Source organism: Mangrovibacter phragmitis (assembly GCF_040429585.1).
In the GTDB taxonomy this organism is placed as follows: Bacteria; Pseudomonadota; Gammaproteobacteria; order Enterobacterales; family Enterobacteriaceae; genus Mangrovibacter; species Mangrovibacter phragmitis.
Window position 1 is genome coordinate 2078101 of the sequence record NZ_CP134782.1, and the last position, 16894, is coordinate 2094994.

Annotated in this window: 12 protein-coding genes and 1 pseudogene; 9 read left to right on the plus strand and 4 right to left on the minus strand. The window is 47.1% G+C overall.

Going from position 1 to position 16894, the window contains the following annotated elements:
- Positions 1-731 precede the first annotated feature (731 nt).
- Positions 732-2051: a hypothetical protein gene (locus MPHASIOC01_RS10200; protein ID WP_353614532.1), complete on the minus strand. Its 1320-nt coding sequence runs from the start codon at positions 2049-2051 to the stop codon at positions 732-734.
- Positions 2052-2241: 190 nt separating this feature from the next.
- Here MPHASIOC01_RS10200 and MPHASIOC01_RS10205 point away from each other — a divergent pair, with 190 nt between their 5' ends.
- Positions 2242-2613, plus strand: a complete 372-nt coding sequence (locus MPHASIOC01_RS10205; RefSeq protein WP_353614533.1) for a transposase — start codon at positions 2242-2244, stop codon at positions 2611-2613.
- 22 nt (positions 2614-2635) lie between these two features.
- Here MPHASIOC01_RS10205 and MPHASIOC01_RS10210 read toward each other — a convergent pair.
- Positions 2636-2939 (minus strand): annotated as a pseudogene (locus tag MPHASIOC01_RS10210) (transposase); the annotation flags it as partial.
- A gap of 110 nt (positions 2940-3049) precedes the next feature.
- Here MPHASIOC01_RS10210 and MPHASIOC01_RS10215 point away from each other — a divergent pair.
- The 5 genes from MPHASIOC01_RS10215 to MPHASIOC01_RS10235 all read left to right on the plus strand — a co-directional run bounded on the left by MPHASIOC01_RS10215 (position 3050) and on the right by MPHASIOC01_RS10235 (position 9441).
- Positions 3050-6421, plus strand: coding sequence for a UvrD-helicase domain-containing protein (locus tag MPHASIOC01_RS10215; protein WP_353614534.1), 3372 nt, complete (start codon positions 3050-3052; stop codon positions 6419-6421).
- Between the two features lie 185 nt (positions 6422-6606).
- A complete protein-coding gene (locus tag MPHASIOC01_RS10220; RefSeq protein WP_353614535.1) occupies positions 6607-7380 on the plus strand; it encodes a hypothetical protein in 774 nt (257 codons plus the stop codon).
- A 348-nt stretch (positions 7381-7728) separates the two neighbouring features.
- Positions 7729-8715: a tyrosine-type recombinase/integrase gene (locus MPHASIOC01_RS10225; protein WP_353614536.1), complete on the plus strand. Its 987-nt coding sequence runs from the start codon at positions 7729-7731 to the stop codon at positions 8713-8715.
- A 259-nt stretch (positions 8716-8974) separates the two neighbouring features.
- The gene (locus tag MPHASIOC01_RS10230) at positions 8975-9259 is read left to right on the plus strand and encodes a hypothetical protein (RefSeq protein WP_353614537.1); all 285 of its coding nucleotides are present in this window, start codon (positions 8975-8977) and stop codon (positions 9257-9259) included.
- Positions 9256-9441, plus strand: coding sequence for a hypothetical protein (locus MPHASIOC01_RS10235; RefSeq protein ID WP_353614924.1), 186 nt, complete (start codon positions 9256-9258; stop codon positions 9439-9441). The genes MPHASIOC01_RS10230 and MPHASIOC01_RS10235 overlap by 4 nt, the downstream gene beginning before the upstream one ends.
- A gap of 80 nt (positions 9442-9521) precedes the next feature.
- Here MPHASIOC01_RS10235 and MPHASIOC01_RS10240 read toward each other — a convergent pair whose 3' ends face one another.
- The gene (locus MPHASIOC01_RS10240) at positions 9522-9749 is read right to left on the minus strand and encodes an Imm74 family immunity protein (RefSeq protein WP_353614538.1); all 228 of its coding nucleotides are present in this window, start codon (positions 9747-9749) and stop codon (positions 9522-9524) included.
- Between the two features lies 1 nt (position 9750).
- Entirely contained in the window at positions 9751-10227 is a 477-nt protein-coding gene (locus tag MPHASIOC01_RS10245) for a hypothetical protein (RefSeq protein ID WP_353614539.1), read from the minus strand.
- Between the two features lie 60 nt (positions 10228-10287).
- On the opposite strand from MPHASIOC01_RS10245, the gene MPHASIOC01_RS10250 reads away from it, so the two are divergent.
- From MPHASIOC01_RS10250 to MPHASIOC01_RS10260, 3 genes are read left to right on the plus strand one after another with little or no spacing between them, the layout of a single operon-like run.
- Positions 10288-12315: a class I SAM-dependent DNA methyltransferase gene (locus tag MPHASIOC01_RS10250; protein ID WP_353614349.1), complete on the plus strand. Its 2028-nt coding sequence runs from the start codon at positions 10288-10290 to the stop codon at positions 12313-12315.
- Positions 12312-13634 (plus strand): restriction endonuclease subunit S, encoded by a 1323-nt coding sequence (locus tag MPHASIOC01_RS10255; protein ID WP_353614350.1) that lies wholly within the window; start codon positions 12312-12314, stop codon positions 13632-13634. Before MPHASIOC01_RS10250 ends, MPHASIOC01_RS10255 begins: the two co-directional genes overlap by 4 nt.
- Positions 13634-16891: a UvrB domain 3-containing protein gene (locus MPHASIOC01_RS10260; protein ID WP_353614351.1), complete on the plus strand. Its 3258-nt coding sequence runs from the start codon at positions 13634-13636 to the stop codon at positions 16889-16891. The genes MPHASIOC01_RS10255 and MPHASIOC01_RS10260 overlap by 1 nt, the downstream gene beginning before the upstream one ends.
- The last annotated feature ends 3 nt before the right edge of the window (positions 16892-16894 follow it).

The window sequence follows — 16894 nt, forward strand, 5'->3', positions numbered from 1 at the left end:
AAGAAGAAAGTGCCGACCAGAGTTTCACTTTCTCATGCCATGACCTAAAGCTATATCTTGGTTCGCTGTATCATTCGAACCATCTTGCCATCCTTATCAAACAAAACTGCAATATGCGCCCCTGAGCCGCCAATCAAAGATCCCTGAGAATATATCCATTGCAATAAAGTTCCCCCACCAGGAGCCGCCGATATCGATGTTGGTTTTCCCAGTGAGGTTGATGCATCTTGGAGCGTTGTTACCCCCGGTTGCATCGAATCCAGGACATTAGGATCAAACTTACTGCCTACGGTCATACAGGCCGTAAGCGTCAGAGAAAGGACACACGGGACTGCAAATTTTTTGATAATCATTTTGGTTTTCCTATTAATGCCATAAATCAACGAACTCATTAGGACGCAAATCAGCCCAAATAAAACACCTTACATAGACTATGTCTCACCTTGTTAGACGTTTCCCCTGCAATCGTAAGTGCAATGAGCTATAGAAATACCACCGTAACACCTACGTAATGCACCCGTATTTTGCTGTTTTATTCACTCTTATAGAAACAAAGAGCTGATGCAATGGGAAGCTATCTACATCGAACTTCCATTTTATTATTACCTAAAAACTGTAACTTACTAAACCAGACATCTATAACAACATACAATGCTACCAGCGATATAGTATAAAGATTTGACGGTGAGGAATAATAAATCCTGTCAGGTCAACTTTATAAATTGCTTCGATTATTCTAAACTATCGATTACTTCACCCCATTTATCAGCATTATTAAAACTACCACTCGATATACAATTATTATGATAGTGAACGGCATATTTAATTCTTAAGTTTTTTATTATCTCTCTATGCTCATTACAAAAAATGAGGTAAACAAGGGCTACGATTACTTGCTCAGGGCCAGTTCCAAGATGCGAAACAGCCTTTAGAAAAGAAGGGGCAACATCTTCTAAAAGGTAAGCCACCCCAGGGTTTTTCTTGCCGACATATGACTCTTCTGAACGACGGCCTGCATATTCCATATCCAATAAATTCATCGGTAAGCTTTTTAGTATTTCTTGTGCTGCACTATTGAACCCATTCGTTCTATCAAAAAACTCGATCACAAACCAATAGATATCTTGTTCCGTTGGTAATTTCTGAGTCAACTTCTGCGTAATCTCCGCTACTAGCCTCATAGTTTGTTCATCAGTTTCTGGTAATTTAGTTTTGACGCCACCAATAATAAAAATATCTTTTTTAAGCCCAAATAAACTACTTAATCCCATACTATCTAACCTTTGCGATTTATTGGTCAAAATTCCATTATGCGGAGGATTCAAAAATACATTAACGCTGTGTAACTGAGGGGCTGAGGATGCATATTTTGATCGAGAAATAATATATGAAACAATGGTGCATCTTGCCATCAGACAAATTTCATCTGCGTAACCCACCTGCTTCATGCTCATAAATAATCGATTCAGACCCTCAGTTATTTGATCGGCCGCATCCCCCTCTTTTAATCTGTGTAAACCACCTGAAAACTCTAATTCTGGAACGCCGCAACGTTTAATGAAGCTTTGGATATACGCATGTTCACTAGAACTGGCCGCATCCAATTCATAATTGATGACCTGCTGGGTTGCATCTGTTGCTTTGCACACCGCTGCATAGAAACGGCACCCTGTAATCATAACCAAGTATGGAAGCATTCCATCGACAGGCGGAGAATTAAGTGCAAGGTTGGCTAAATGCGTTGTTCCCATCCCAGCTCTATCCGCAGCCTCAAGCATAAACAGATTTTGTTGAGCACTTGGATGTCCTGCATGCGCAGCTTTGTAGAAACATTCAGCTGCAAAATCCACATCTATCGGTTCTAACACACCCGATCCATGTAATATGGCAAGATTGTATAATGCCGATATATGACCATCCTCAGCAGCCTTTTTAAGATATTGATTAGCTTGACCATAATCTTTTTCAGCTAAGAATCTGACACCGATTTCATACTGCCTTTCAGTAAAATCACTATCGCTTTTGAAAAATGGATTTTGAAAAAGTGCCATGCCCCTTCCTTAATGTTGCATCTGTCTTTTTAAGAAAAGACTACGGAATAGTGGGTGATCGTAGTTCCCGATTTTACTACTTAATACGACCTGCATTTCAAGGTTTTTCACACTTCTAGAAGAACCTGGAACTCTTGTTGTTATGGAGGCCTGCGCCACTTCGTATTTCTGGAGGTGAACCTTCGCATCTATGGGCTATTGCGTCAGACTCATCCCCACACAATACGTAAAAGCTTTTGTCCATAGCCAGAAAAATGATGCCAATGATGCGCTGGCAATTTGCGAGACAGCATTTCGCCCGGGAATTCACTTTGTTTCTGTAAAAACCACAGAACAGCAGGATATCAAGGTGCTTAGGAACACACGTCAACTGGTGGTTGAGCAGAGAACGATGCTGGCCAACCAGCTTCGTTCTCTGCTCGCTGAATATAGCTTCACCATTCCTGTCGGGATCCTGCGTCTCCAGCAACAGCTACCGGTGCTGATTGAAGTTTCCTCAACAGTCTTACACTCACTCTTCGTCGGCTGCTGTCCTCGCTGCTGGAAGATATGCAGGCATTAAATGAACGAATTACAAGTTTGGATAATGAGAACTGTTCAGGGAGTCTGACATCAAGAGCGCGGTAGCTTTTTTATTATATCTATTTCAATACGTTGAAGCCTTTTCTTCAGATCGAGTATTTCAATCTGATCTGACGTCATTGGTGAAGCTGAAGGGGATTTTCCCGCCCTCGCTGCCTTTAACTGGCGGACCCACTTATCCATCGTGGATTTACCAACATTCATTACCGTTGCAGCAGCGGCAATGCTGTAATGCTGATCGAGTACAAGCAGGCCGACTTCCAAGCGAAACTCTGGGCTAAAATTTCGTCTGCTAAGTCCGGTCATAATGTCACCTGTTTTTAATATATTCACACTAACACATACGATATATTCTATTGAGTAGAATATTCATGTCACACAATCTAGCTGTATGCAGCATCACAGAGCAGAAAAGAATGGTTAAAAAATGGGCCCCCTCATTTTGGGGCCGACAATTAACAGGCTCCCCGGATTGGCGTTTGCGCCTAGAGGGACTGGAACTGTCTCTGACAGTTGCGGATCATACCTATAGGGTAAACGTCGAGGAAGAAACGACATATCGCATCACCCCGGGTCGGTTCTGGACGGATATTACTTTACATAGCCAGCAAAAAAACGAAATAAATGTTGATGGGCTACCTAACGTTAAAAGTGCGGGTCTGACTCAGGCGCTGAATTGCGCACTAGCCAGGAAACACCTCCGTGAAGACGAAGAATTTCTCAGCAATACGTACCATATCCTATCTAGTTGGCTGATATACAAAAACAATCAAGAGCAGGCCGCGACCTCTGCACGACGGTGGTTCACCCATGAAATGCAAAGTTCGGTTGAAGCTGCCCGCCCTTCAATTGATACTCTCACTGTTGTTGAACTACTGAAAAAGCCTGAAGTAAAGGCCTTATTAGGTAAAAAAGCTCAGCAATTGGCAGATTTACTATCAACATGGAAGCTCGACCAACATATTTTCTGGACCGCTCTAAACGAAGCACATACTAAAAATGAGCTAAATGCCTGCAAGGAGCTATTTGACCGAGTGGAAAGCAAACCACTAACTGAAGAACAGGCTCGCGCTGTTATCTGCTTCGACAATCGCGTACAGGTCATTGCTGCGGCTGGCTCTGGAAAAACATCCACCATGGTTGCAAAAGCTGCATATGCAATCTATCGCGGTATCGTGGATCCAGAGCGAATTGTATTGCTGGCGTTCAACAAAAAAGCGGCAGAAGAGCTCAAAGACCGCGCAAGAAAGTCTTTTGAGCGCTTAGGTATGGAAGGTGTGAGTGTCGAAGCATCCACCTTTCATTCCCTGGGACTGCATATTATTGGCAAAGCAACAGGAGAGAAACCTGACATCCCTGAATGGGCTACTGCTACCAGCCCGGAAGGTTTTAGAAAATTGAACGATATTGTTAACCAATTGAAAGATCGTTCTCCTATTTTTTGTACACAGTGGGACCTATTCCGCTTTGTGTTTGGTAAACACCTGAACATGTTTGGCTCACCAGAAATTGCGGACGTGTGGGATGAGCAAGGCAACGGACGAATCTGCACCATCCGTGGCGAATCAGTGAAAAGTCAAGAGGAGTGTATGATAGCTAACTGGCTTTTTTACAACGGTGTCGAATATCACTATGAAGAGCCTTACAAATATCAGACTGCCAACGAAGATTATCGCCAATACAAGCCTGACTTCTACTACCCTGAAATAAAACTTTACCACGAGCACTTTGCTCTCGATAAGCAAGGATTACCTCCTGCTAATTTCGACGGTTATCTTGATGGAGTTCATTGGAAACGGAAAATACATAGAGAAATGGGTACGGAGTTATTCGAAACTACTTCTTATGGGCTCAGGGAAGGTAACGATTTCAAACGGATAGAATCCGAACTAACGAAACGAGGAATTATTCTAAAACCGAACTCGGACAGGGAAGTTCCTAAAGGTGGGCAAAAGCCCATGGAATCACAGGCTTTGATTGGATTAGTGTGCACATTTATTAGCCATCTCAAGAGCAACTGCTTGACGATACCAGCCATATACCAACGGCTGGATGACATGCCTGAAAGCACCGATAAATATCGCTACCAGATGTTCCTGAATATCGCCGTGCCCATCATGGAAGCACGTGAAGCAGCCCTGGCAGCCGAAAGCTGCATCGATTTTGAGGACATGCTCAACCTAGCGGCTGAGTACCTCGAAAGCGGCCGCTGTGAGGCTCCATATGAGCTAGTGATGGCTGATGAGTTCCAGGATTCTTCACAGGCACGGGCCCGCTTGTGCCGAGCTTTGGTTCAGAAACCAGGGCGATTCTTATTTGCCGTAGGTGACGACTGGCAGTCTATTAACCGCTTTGCTGGCGCTGATGTGTCGGTGATGACCAGATTTTTACAGTGGTTCGGACACGGTCAAGTGCTTAAGCTCGAACGGACCTTTCGTTGTCCTCAAGTGCTGTGCAACGTGTCCAGCACGTTTATTTCTAAAAATCCAAACCAAATTCCCAAACAAGTACATTCGCTTACTCCAGCACAAGGTCCTGTGCTCACGGCGTTCCAGGTGGACAGTCAGGATAAAATGGCTGGTGCGATAGACCAGTTCGTAATGAAGCTGGCTGAAGGAATACGAAGTGGAAGTATTCAGCCAGGCCAGCTGGGAAAAGTGTCGGTATACATTCTTGGTCGTTATAACAACGATAGACAATACGTGCCTGGGCGCCAAGCACGTTTCAATCGATGGGTGGATGTGTCTTTCCTAACGATCCACCGCTCTAAGGGTAGCGAAGCGGACTATGTCATTCTTCCGAATATGGTCAGCTTCACCCGTGGGCGCAGTTTCCCCAATACCCAAGCTTATGACCCGGTCCTCACACTAGCTATGCCGGACGATGACAATTTTCCTCTAGGGGAAGAAAGGCGATTATTTTATGTAGCGTTGACTCGTGCACGGCGCAGTGTAGCGATGTTCACCGTCAAGGGCCGATATTCCACGTTCCTGAATGAACTAAAAGAAGATGGAGCAGTGTCGGTCACTGATACTGAGGGAAAGGTGATTTGTGAGGAAAACTGCCCTGTTTGCAAACAAGGCGTTCTTGTGCTGCGTTCTGGAGCATATGGGGAGTTTCGATCTTGTTCAAACTATCCGGCGTGCAAATTCAAGCCCAAGAAAAGTAGAACGACCCGCCCCCTGAATATAAAACAACAAACAGTTCATAACATCGAGTCAAGTAGTCCCCCTAGTTTACTGACCGGCGTATCATCTTCTGCTCCGGTTAAAAAACCAGGACGCCTATCATTCGGGACTTTAATGCAATCTGTTATGGATAATGTAGAGAATTTCAGTAGAACAGCAGCGCATCTCAGTGCAGTACAAATTTCGACTTTAGATTTGAAACAGAACCTTAACACTGAACGGATCATCATTGAAGCCGCGCTTAAGGGGGCAAAAACAACCATAAGATTGGAAGAATATATGAAGGACCCACTATTCAAAGCCAATTACCAGCAGCTCAGTAATACCGTCGATTTCAAACGTGAAGTACCTCAGATGGAATATTATCCGGTTCCCAAATTTCAACGTGCTCAAAAAAATTCCGATCCTGAGACCGAAGCGGCCATTCAACGCTCGATAGATATTCTTCGTAAAGAACGAGAATCGTTCCTTACGGTTGTTCACGATCAGTTGTCCGCCGACCCTATCCTGAGAGAGTATTTTATAAAGAAAATAAATGAGTTGGGTGGGGCGCACTATTTATCCGAGCTGGACCCAATCAATTCATGGTCAAAACAATAAAAAAATATGGAACAATAATAATTGCTACCTACAAAGAATTCAGCAATAGCTGTGTATTTAATTAAGCCTCACTTATTGTGATGCGGTCAGTATTAGGGATTTTGTGGCATGCCCAGTTAATTTACAAAATGGTGTATTATTCTATGTTTCACATCAATAAATAATCAATTCTGGACTAGGATTACATGAAAACACTCAAAAGAATTTTGTTGTACATAGTCGTATTCATCGTAGTTAAAGTATTTTTTCATATTATTAATTATTCAAACCGCATACAGATTGAGCAAGATATAAAATCAAATAATTACAACGTAATACAAACACCGAAAGATCAAGAGATATCCGGATCTGACAAGCCAGATACTACATTGTCACCTGCCTCAACAAAACCGACCACTGTCAATGATGTACCAAGACCTGGCTATTATCGATATATCGTTGGAAATGGCATTAGCGTTGAACTACCGGAAAGTTGGTCATTATTAACCCATGACCAAATTATGGGTATAAAGAAAAAATCAGGAACTTCGAATGAAGCTCCGAGCAACACGACAATTGCTGCGAACTCAAGTCAGTATGCAAATCGAAATGAAGGGGTTTTCAGAGCATCTTTTACGGGTGAGAGCCTGAAAGCTGAAGACCTTAAAGCTGTCAGTAGAGCTGACCTAGATGCTTTGTGTCAAAGTATGAATGATATTTTAGTTAAAAACATGGCAAAACAAGGTGTTTCTTTAACACGAAAGGCTTATTGTTCCATAACCACAATATCCAATAAAAATGCACTCTTAATTAGTTATCAGCGAACTGATTTGAATGCACATGGACTCTGGGACGTATTTATTTACCAAGTACCTGTAAACGGACAAGCCGTCATGTTCACAACATCCTATAAAAAAAATGCAAGTCCACAGGTACAGACTCAAATAATAGATATTCTACACAGTATTAGATGGAATTAAGATAATAAGCTGTATTTTGGTGATAACCAACCGATTTAGAGGTAATCAGATGACCAACTCCTTATATATCTATTTATCAAATAAACGGCCATTAGGCCGTTTGTTGGAGCCACATGAATCTCAACGATTTATACTCACTCGTTAAAATCGATTTTCTATTGCCACAGTGAGTATCTGTAAATGCTCTGTGGAATTGTTCCATATGTGCATACTTCTATTACTCTACTTATTAAAATGTACCTTTGAAAAAGTAGTGTTTCTGAAGTAGGATTAATCAGTAAGATTACCTACAATTTTTAATGTAGCTCTCTATGAAAATTTAACATTTGCCATTAAGAATGGGATGACATGAGCAAACTATCCGATGAAAACTTACCTCTGATTTCCGGTCATATCATCGATGGTGATTTGTCTCTGATTCCCCCATCATCTAGTCAGGGAGTGATCAATCCTGCTCAGGCATATTTGTTATCGCTTAACTCTCTACGTAGTCGTCAGACAATGTCCTCATTTCTCGGTATTATTGCCCATATGCTTGGCTCAGACAGCAGCCATACCTTCCCCTGGGGTAGTCTTCGCCGGCACCATGTTCTTGCAATTATAGAGTTACTTAGAGATTCCGGTAGAGCCACAGCTACCGTTAATACTTATTTGTCTGCATTAAAAGGAGTTGCAAAAGAAGCCTGGATGCTCCACCAGATTGATGTGGAAAGTTACCAACAGATTATTTCAGTACGAAATTTACGTGGAAGTAAGTTGCCAAGAGGAAGAGCTCTCCACCGTGACGAGATACGTAAATTATTTCAAGTTTGTGATAATGACCACAGCTGTAGAGGACCTCGGGATGCAGCATTATTAGGGGTACTTCTTGGTTGTGGCCTGCGGCGTTCCGAGGCTGTTTCTCTGAGCTTAAAAGACATTATAACTGCAGAGCGGGCAATTAAAGTTCTTGGAAAAGGTAATAAGGAGCGGATAGCATTTTTACCTGAAGGCTCATGGCAAAGATTGCATATCTGGATAGACCAGGTTCGTGGTGAAAACCCAGGACCAATATTCACCAGAATTCGTCGACATGACGATGTAACACTTGACCGCTTAACAGATCAAGCTGTCTACCACATACTTGACGTACGTCAGAAACAAGCCGGCATTGATAAATGTGCACCACATGACTTGAGAAGAACATTTGCCACAGCATTGCTCGATAATGGCGAAGATTTAATAACTGTAAAAGATGCAATGGGCCATGCGAGCGTAACAACCACACAGCAATATGACCGAAGGGGTCAAGAGCGTTTGCGATCTGCTCGTGACCGTCTCAACTTTGAGGACTGACATACTCATAAATTGTATTGGCTCAGTCATGGTCTGATACATCGGAAATGGATGTCACGTTACTAAACGTTTTACTATATTTAGTTTTGTTTGTATTAGTTCAGATTTGGCCTGACAGAGCTATAGCAGAGAGCATAACCTAATCTGGCAGGCAGCCCTGTGCCAGAAAAAGAGGTGGCTAACATCAGCCTATTTTAATCAACAAGGAGATAGTCAGATAGTGCATAAAATAGTGAGATATGAATTCAAGAGAGTTTCGATGAGTAATCGTCAGTATTTTTCATTGATCCTTGAAGAAGCCAGACTCTGGCAACAGCAGCAGGGTTCAGAAGGGTGGAATTATCCATTTAATGACGAATGGCTTTTGCCTAGGATCAGGCGCAACGAGCTCTGGTTGGTGTTTGATGGATATCAGCCAGTTGCTGCATTCCGGGTACTTATGGAAGATATGCCATTTTGGGGTGAAAGGGAAAATGGGAAAATGGGAAAAGCATTTACCTGCACTCGTTTGCCGTATCGCGAAAGGTTGCAGGTCAAGGTATAGGAAATGAAGTTATATCCTTCGTTCGTGATATGGGCAGTGCACAACAGCGACAGTTTATTCGCCTGGATTGTTCAGCCTCAAGTAAACGACTGATTCACTGGTATGAGAAGCAAGGGTTCTATTTTGTTGATACAGTGATAGTTAACAGTAAGAATATGCTGCTAATGGAAATGTCTTGTTAGGTTACCTGGCAAAATGTCCGTTCCTCGCTCAAAGCAGACAGCCAGTGAAAAGCATCTGTTCAAGTCTGAGCTAATATAATTTATACAAACTGAATTACCATATGAGATCCCTTGGTCTTCTTGAGTGCTTCTTGGATATATTTCTCTTTAACTTCTTCAGTTACTAATTCATTTTCAAAAGGTGGTTCATACCTTTTCATTGTATTTTTCTCCGCAACAAATCCCCCAACAATCATCTCACCCTCAACTTTGATTTTTCGCCCATTGTAGTCGAGAATGATATAGGAGTTAGTTCCAGTAATTTTCACTTTAATTTCCTCTCTCAAATATAACTTTTGATGTTTGATTTAATGGGTCAATAGTTGTTATTTTTGTAACGCTATCATTACTCATCAACCTGGGTAATTCTACATTTTCCCAAATATTCCCTTCCCTCAATGACTCTCCAACAACAGCCCTTATCTCACCAGACACTTGTTTAGCATAGGATGCCGAAACATCTTCCCAGGCTTTTATACTTTGAGGATTATCAAAATCCCATTCAGGCATCTCAATACCTTTGTCTTTGATCGTTGATTCTAATGTAACACCACCACGAGATCTAGCTATTGACTCAGCTACATCTGCACCACCTATACCATCGGTACGGCCAGACCAGAAAAAAGCAGTATCAGGGTCGGTTGCGAGCTGAGGTTCTATTTCTTCCAAATTTAGGCTATTTGCATTCTGAGGTAGGATCGCAGATTTAACCTGAAAATGGAATTCAGCCTCTTTTGTGCAAAACATGGTTGACGATCATGTTTAGGTTATAGTACCGTTTCGTGCAAAAAGTGGTTGGAGACCAGAATGAACGACTTTACGGGATCGGCAGCTTCACAGGCTGATTTTATTTGGAAGAACGCGGAAGATCTGTGGGGGGACTTCAAGCATACGGACTTTGGCAAGATCATCTTGCCGTTTACCCTGCTACGCCGTCTGGAGTGTGCGCTGGAGCCGACCCGCGAGGCGGTGAGAGAGGCATACGCCACTTTCAAGAATGCCGATGTTGAGCTGGACACCATTCTGCGCTCAACCGCTGAATACCCCTTCTTCAACACCTCAGAATACTCCCTTGGCACCCTGGGTAGCACCAAGACGCGCCGCAATCTGGAAGACTACATCGCCCTGTTTTCAGATAACGCCCGCGCTATCTTCGAGGAGTTCGATTTCGGCAATACCGTGATCCGGCTGGAGAAGGCTGGCTTGCTGTACAAGATTTGCCAGAACTTTGCCAAGATCGACCTGCACCCTGAGGTGGTGCCGGATCGGGTGATGAGCAACATCTACGAACATCTGATTCGCCGCTTTGGTGCTGAGGTCAATGAAGGAGCCGAGGACTTCATGACGCCGCGTGACATCGTTCACCTGGCGACCGCGCTTTTGCTTGACCCGGATGACGCCCTGTTTGAGGCCAGCCCCGGTTTGATTCGTACCCTGTATGACCCGACCTGCGGCACGGGTGGGTTCCTCACTGATGCCATGAACCATGTGGGTGATTACGGTGGCCGCGACAAGGTGCCGCCGGTTCTGGTGCCGCACGGGCAGGAGCTGGAACCGGAAACCCATGCGGTTTGTGTGGCCGGTATGCTGATCCGCCGTCTGGAGTCCGACCCTGGCCGTGATCTGTCGAAGAACATTCGTCAGGGCAGTACGCTGTCCAATGACCAGTTTGCCGGTGAGCGTTTCCACTACTGTCTGTCCAACCCCCCGTTTGGGAAGAAATGGGAGAAGGACAAAAACGCCGTCGAAGCGGAACACAAAAAAGGCGAGCTGGGCCGATTTGGGCCGGGCCTTCCGAAAATCAGCGATGGCTCTATGCTGTTTTTGATGCACCTGGCCAGCAAGCTGGAGCTGCCGAGCAATGGCGGTGGCCGCGCCGCTATCGTGCTGTCCGGCTCGCCACTATTCAACGGTGGTGCCGCGTCTGGCGAATCGGAAATCCGCCGCTGGTTGCTGGAAAACGACCTGATTGAAGCGATTGTGGCCCTGCCTACGGACCTGTTCTTCCGCACGAATATCGCCACCTACCTGTGGATTCTGTCCAACAAGAAGCCGCAGGAGCGCAAAGGCAAGGTGCAGTTGATCAACGCCACCGACCTTTGGACTTCGATCCGCAACGAGGGCAACAAGCGCCGTATTGTCAGCGATGAGCAACGCCGTCAGATTTTGGACATCTACGCCGCTGGGGAAACCGATGCGCTTTCCCGGATGCTCGACTACCGCACCTTTGGCTACCGCCGTATCAAGGTACTGCGCCCGCTGCGCATGACCCTGGAACTGGATAAGGCGGGCATGGAGCGCCTGGAAGCCGACCCCGCTTGGGAAAAGCTCCCTGACGCGCATCAGGCATTCTGGCGCGACGCCCTCAAGCCGCTGATCGGGCAAACGCAGACCTATGGCTGGGCAGAAACCTTTGCCAAGGACGCGATCAAGTCCGACGAAGCCAAGCAGCTCAAGGTCAAGGCCAACAAGACATTTATCGCCGCGCTGATCAGCGCCTTTGGTCACAAAGACCCGGAAGCCGAGCCGGTCACGGATGCCAACGGCAACCTGGTGCCGGATACTGATTTAACTGATTACGAGAACGTCCCTTATCTGGAGGACATCGACGACTACTTTGCCCGCGAAGTGCTTCCTCATGTGCCGGATGCCTGGATGGATGAGAGCTTTACCGATGCCAGGGATGGTCAATTGGGCCGCGTTGGCTATGAGATCAACTTCAACCGCTTCTTCTACCAGTACCAGCCGCCGCGCAAGCTGCAAGATATTGATGAAGACCTGAAGCAAGTAGAAGCCGAGATTGCCGCGCTACTGGCGGAGGTGGCCAGCGAATGAGCCAGTACAGAGCATATCCCGCATATAAGGATTCCGGCATTGAGTGGATTGGGCAGGTGCCTGAGCATTGGCAGGTAAAAAGGCTGAAGCATTTAATATCCCAATGCCAGAATGGCGTTTGGGGTGATGACCCACTGGAAGATGGCTCGGATACATTATGTATTCGGGTTGCAGATTTCGATAGGGATAACAACGTTGTCATTTATAACCCCTCAACGTATCGGCAGATTACCAAGGAACACCAAGATAGCCGGTTAGTTTCCAAAGGAGACATTCTCCTTGAGAAGTCAGGAGGCGGTGCACAAACATTAGTTGGTGCAAATGTGTGCTATCTGGGAGAAGAGCCTGCCGTTTGCTCCAACTTTGTAGCAGTTATAAAGCCGTCAAAAATGGCCGAGTCCGCATGGCTAAATTATCTAATGGCATCTATGTATGCGCTCAAGATAAATCTACGTTCCATTAAGCAATCTACAGGGATTCAAAATCTGGATTCTGAGCAATATCTTGATGAGGGCGTCGCTGCTCCTTCTCTTGACGAGCAGGCCACCATCGCAGCCGCCCTCGACCGCGAAACCGCCCGTATTGATGCGCTGATCCAGAAGAAAACCCGCTTTATCGAGCTGCTGAAGGAAAAGCGTCAGGCGCTGATTACCCATGCGGTCACCAAGGGCCTAGACCCCAACGTGAATATGAAGGATTCCGGCATTGAGTGGATTGGTAAGGTGCCGGAGCATTGGGATGTTAAGCCGTTCTTCGCTTTGGTGACAGAACTGAACCGAAAAAATGTGGGCCTAGTTGAAACCAATATACTGTCCCTCAGCTACGGAAATATCATCCAGAAGCCTGAAACTAGAAATATGGGGTTAACGCCTGAGTCTTATGAAACCTATCAAATCGTAGAGTCTGGCGAAATTGTATTTAGATTCACCGATCTGCAAAACGACAAACGTAGCTTGCGTTCAGCCCAGGTTACGCAAAGAGGAATCATTACCTCTGCGTATATGGCCGTGAAACCGCGCAGTATTGATTCTACATATTTTGCATGGTTGATGCGTTCATATGACCTTTGTAAAGTCTTTTATGCAATGGGTGGAGGATTAAGGCAGTCATTGAAGTTTGAAGATGTCAGAAGGCTTCCTGTACTTATCCCTCCTGTCGATGAACAGAGTGAAATTACCAATATAATTAATGCAGGAACTGCTCGCATTGATGCTCTAGTCGAGAAAACAGAACAAAGTATCACCCTGCTCAAAGAACGCCGCGCCGCCTTTATCACCGCCGCTGTTACCGGCCAGATTGATTTGCGAGGAGAACAATAATGCAGGCATCTGCCCATCAGGAAAAACACTTCCAGCAATACATCATCGACCGATTGGTAGAACAGGGCTGGAAGCTGGGTGACTCCAAGTTCTACGACACTGAGCGAGCGGTGTACCCCAAAGACCTGGAAAACTGGATCAAAACTAGCGGCCAGCAGGAAAAGTGGGACAAGCTGGAACGGCTCAACGGGGCCAAGACCCTTGAGGTGCTGATGGCGCGGCTGGACAAGGCGCTGGAAAAGCAAGGCACCATGCAGGTGCTGCGCCAGGGCTTTTCCATAGCCGGTTGCGGCCTGATCGAGATGACCGAGGCCGCGCCGGAAGACAGGCGTAATGAAGCGGTGATCAAGCGCTATCAGGCGAACATCCTGCGCGTGGTGCCGGAGCTGAAGTATCACCCCGCTCGTGAGTTCGCCATTGACCTGGTGCTGTTTATCAACGGCCTTCCCGTGGCGACCGTGGAGCTTAAAACCGACTTCACCCAGTCGGCTGAAGCGGCGATGGATCAATACCGAAATGACCGTTTGCCCTACGACCCCAAGACCAAGCGCAGAGAACCGCTACTGACATTCAAGCGCGGGGCGGTGGTGCACTTTGCCATGTCTGACTCCGAAATTATGATGGCAACCAAGCTGGACGGGGAAAATACCTTCTTCCTACCGTTCAACAAGGGTCGCAAGGACGAAAGCGGCGCGGTACATGCGGGTAACCCGCCCGGTGAGATCAAGGCCGATGGCACCCAGGAATACCCGGTAGCCTACTTCTGGGAGGCGGTCTGCCAGCCTGATGCCTGGCTACGGATTTTCCATAGCTTTGTCTATGTCGAGAAAAAGGACGTGGTGGATATTCAGGGCAACTGGTCGAAGAAAGAAACCCTGATTTTCCCGCGATTCCACCAGTGGACGGCAGTGAACCAGATGCTGGCCGACGCTCGCCAGAACGGTGCGGGCATGACCTACCTATGCGACCACAGCGCCGGTTCCGGCAAAACCAGCACCATTTCCTGGACGGCCCATGATCTAGTGAAGCTGCGCGAAGACAACGGCGACGCGGTATTCAACAGCGTGATTATTGTCACCGACCGCAATGTGCTGGACGGCCAGCTCCAGGATGCGGTGAAGCAGATTGACCACCAGTTTGGCGTGATCGCCGCCATCGACCGGCAGAAATCGTCCAAGTCCAAGAGCAAGCAGCTTTCGGAAGCTCTGTTGTCTGGAACACCGATTGTGGTGGTCACGATTCAGACCTTCCCCTATGCGATGGAAGCCATCATCACCGACAAAGCCCTGAAAGGGAAAAACTTTGCGGTGATCATTGATGAGGCGCATAACTCGCAGACCGGCGCTACCGCCGCCAAGCTGCAAGCCGCACTGGGGATGAGTGGGCAAGGCAAGATGTCCACCATGACGGTGGATGAATTGCTGGAACAACTGCAAAAATCTCGGGCTCGCCCGGACAATATCAGCTATTTCGCCTTTACCGGTACGCCGAAGCACTCCACTTTGATGCTGTTCGGTCGCCCAACAGACCCGAGCCAGCCAGCCTCTAACGATAACCCTCCACAAGCCTTCCACCTGTACACCATGCGCCAGGCCATTGAGGAGAAATTCATTCTCGATGTGCTGAAAGGCTATGTGCCCTACAAAACGGCCTTCAACCTTTCCAAGCAGCTTGAAGACAGCAAGCGGGTAAGCGGCAAGGCCGCCAAACGCGCCCTGGCACAGTGGATGTCATTGCATCCCACCAATGTGACCCAGAAGGTACAGTTTATCGTTGAGCACTTCACCAAAAACGTCGCCCACCGGCTGGATGGCAAGGCCAAGGCGATGGTCGTGACCAGCTCCCGCGCCGCTGCCATTCGCTACAAGAAGGCGTTTGACCGCTATATCGAGCAGCACAGCGAGTACGGCTTTATTCATTCACTGGTGGCCTTCTCCGGCAAGATGACCGGTAAGCAGGTGATGCACCAGGATGACAGCGAGTTCAAGGATGATGTGTTTATCGTCGATGAGAACGAAGAGTTCACCGAGCAGAGCATGAACCCGGATGTCCAAGGGCAGGATTTGCGCTTTGCCTTTGACCGACCTGAATACCGGGTGATGTTGGTGGCCGACAAGTTCCAGACCGGCTTTGACCAGCCCAAACTGGTAGCCATGTATGTAGACAAGAAAATCGCCAACCATGTGGAGATTGTGCAGACCTTCGCCCGCCTCAACCGGACGGCCCCCGGTAAGGATGAGGTCTTTATCATCGACTTTGTGAACGACCCAGAGAACGTGCGTCAGGCCTTTACCACCTATGACAAGGGTGCTCACATCGACGAAGTGCAAGACCTTAATGTGGTCTACGAGATCAAGGAGCGCTTGGACGAGCACGGCCTGTACGACGATAAGGACTTGGCCGCGTTCAAGGAAGCTCGCTTCAAGACCATTCGGGACATCACCCATACCAAATCGCCGCAGCACAAGGCGCTGTATGCCGCCACTGCTGGAGCGACGGCCTTGTATAACGACAAGATGAAAATGCTGCGTGATGGCATGGCGACCTGGGAAGCGGCTTTTGAGAAGGCCCGTGCCAAGGGTGATGAGGCAGGTATGAAGTCTGCCGATCACCATCAGGATGAGTACGCCGAGCAAATCAAGGCGCTGATTGGCTTCAAGTCGGATTTGGGGCGTTTTTGTCGTACCTACTCTTATATCGCCCAACTGATTGATTTTGGCGACCCGGAGCTGGAGAACTTCGCCGCGTTCGCCAAGCTGCTGCAAAAGCGTCTATTGCACGAAGCTCCGGAAACGGTGGACTTGACCGGCCTGGTGCTCACCGGCTTTGACATCAATGCTCGTTCAGATAACGCGGAAGACGAAGGCGAAACCCCGGTACTTCAACCGATAGGTGCAGGCGGTGGTGGCGTGGCTGGCGACAAGCCGAAATTCGTCAAAGAGATTATCGAGAGGCTCAACAGTCTGTTTGGTGAGGCGACGCCGATCCAGGATCAGGTGGCTTTCGTTAATCAGATTTCAGCGATTACCGGTGAAAGCGATGTCGTCATGGCTCAGGTGGAAAGCAACACCCGTGAGCAGGCTATGAAAGGCAACCTCCCCGGTGCGGTTCAGCAAGCGGTGGTTCGTGCTTTGTCCAGTCATCAGAAGCTGGCAACCCAGGTGCTCAAGTCTGACCGTCAGGGCATGACCGCATTGGTTGATATGGTGTATGACCTGCTGCGCGAAGGCAAAGACATCGACCTGGATATGGATTAAGCC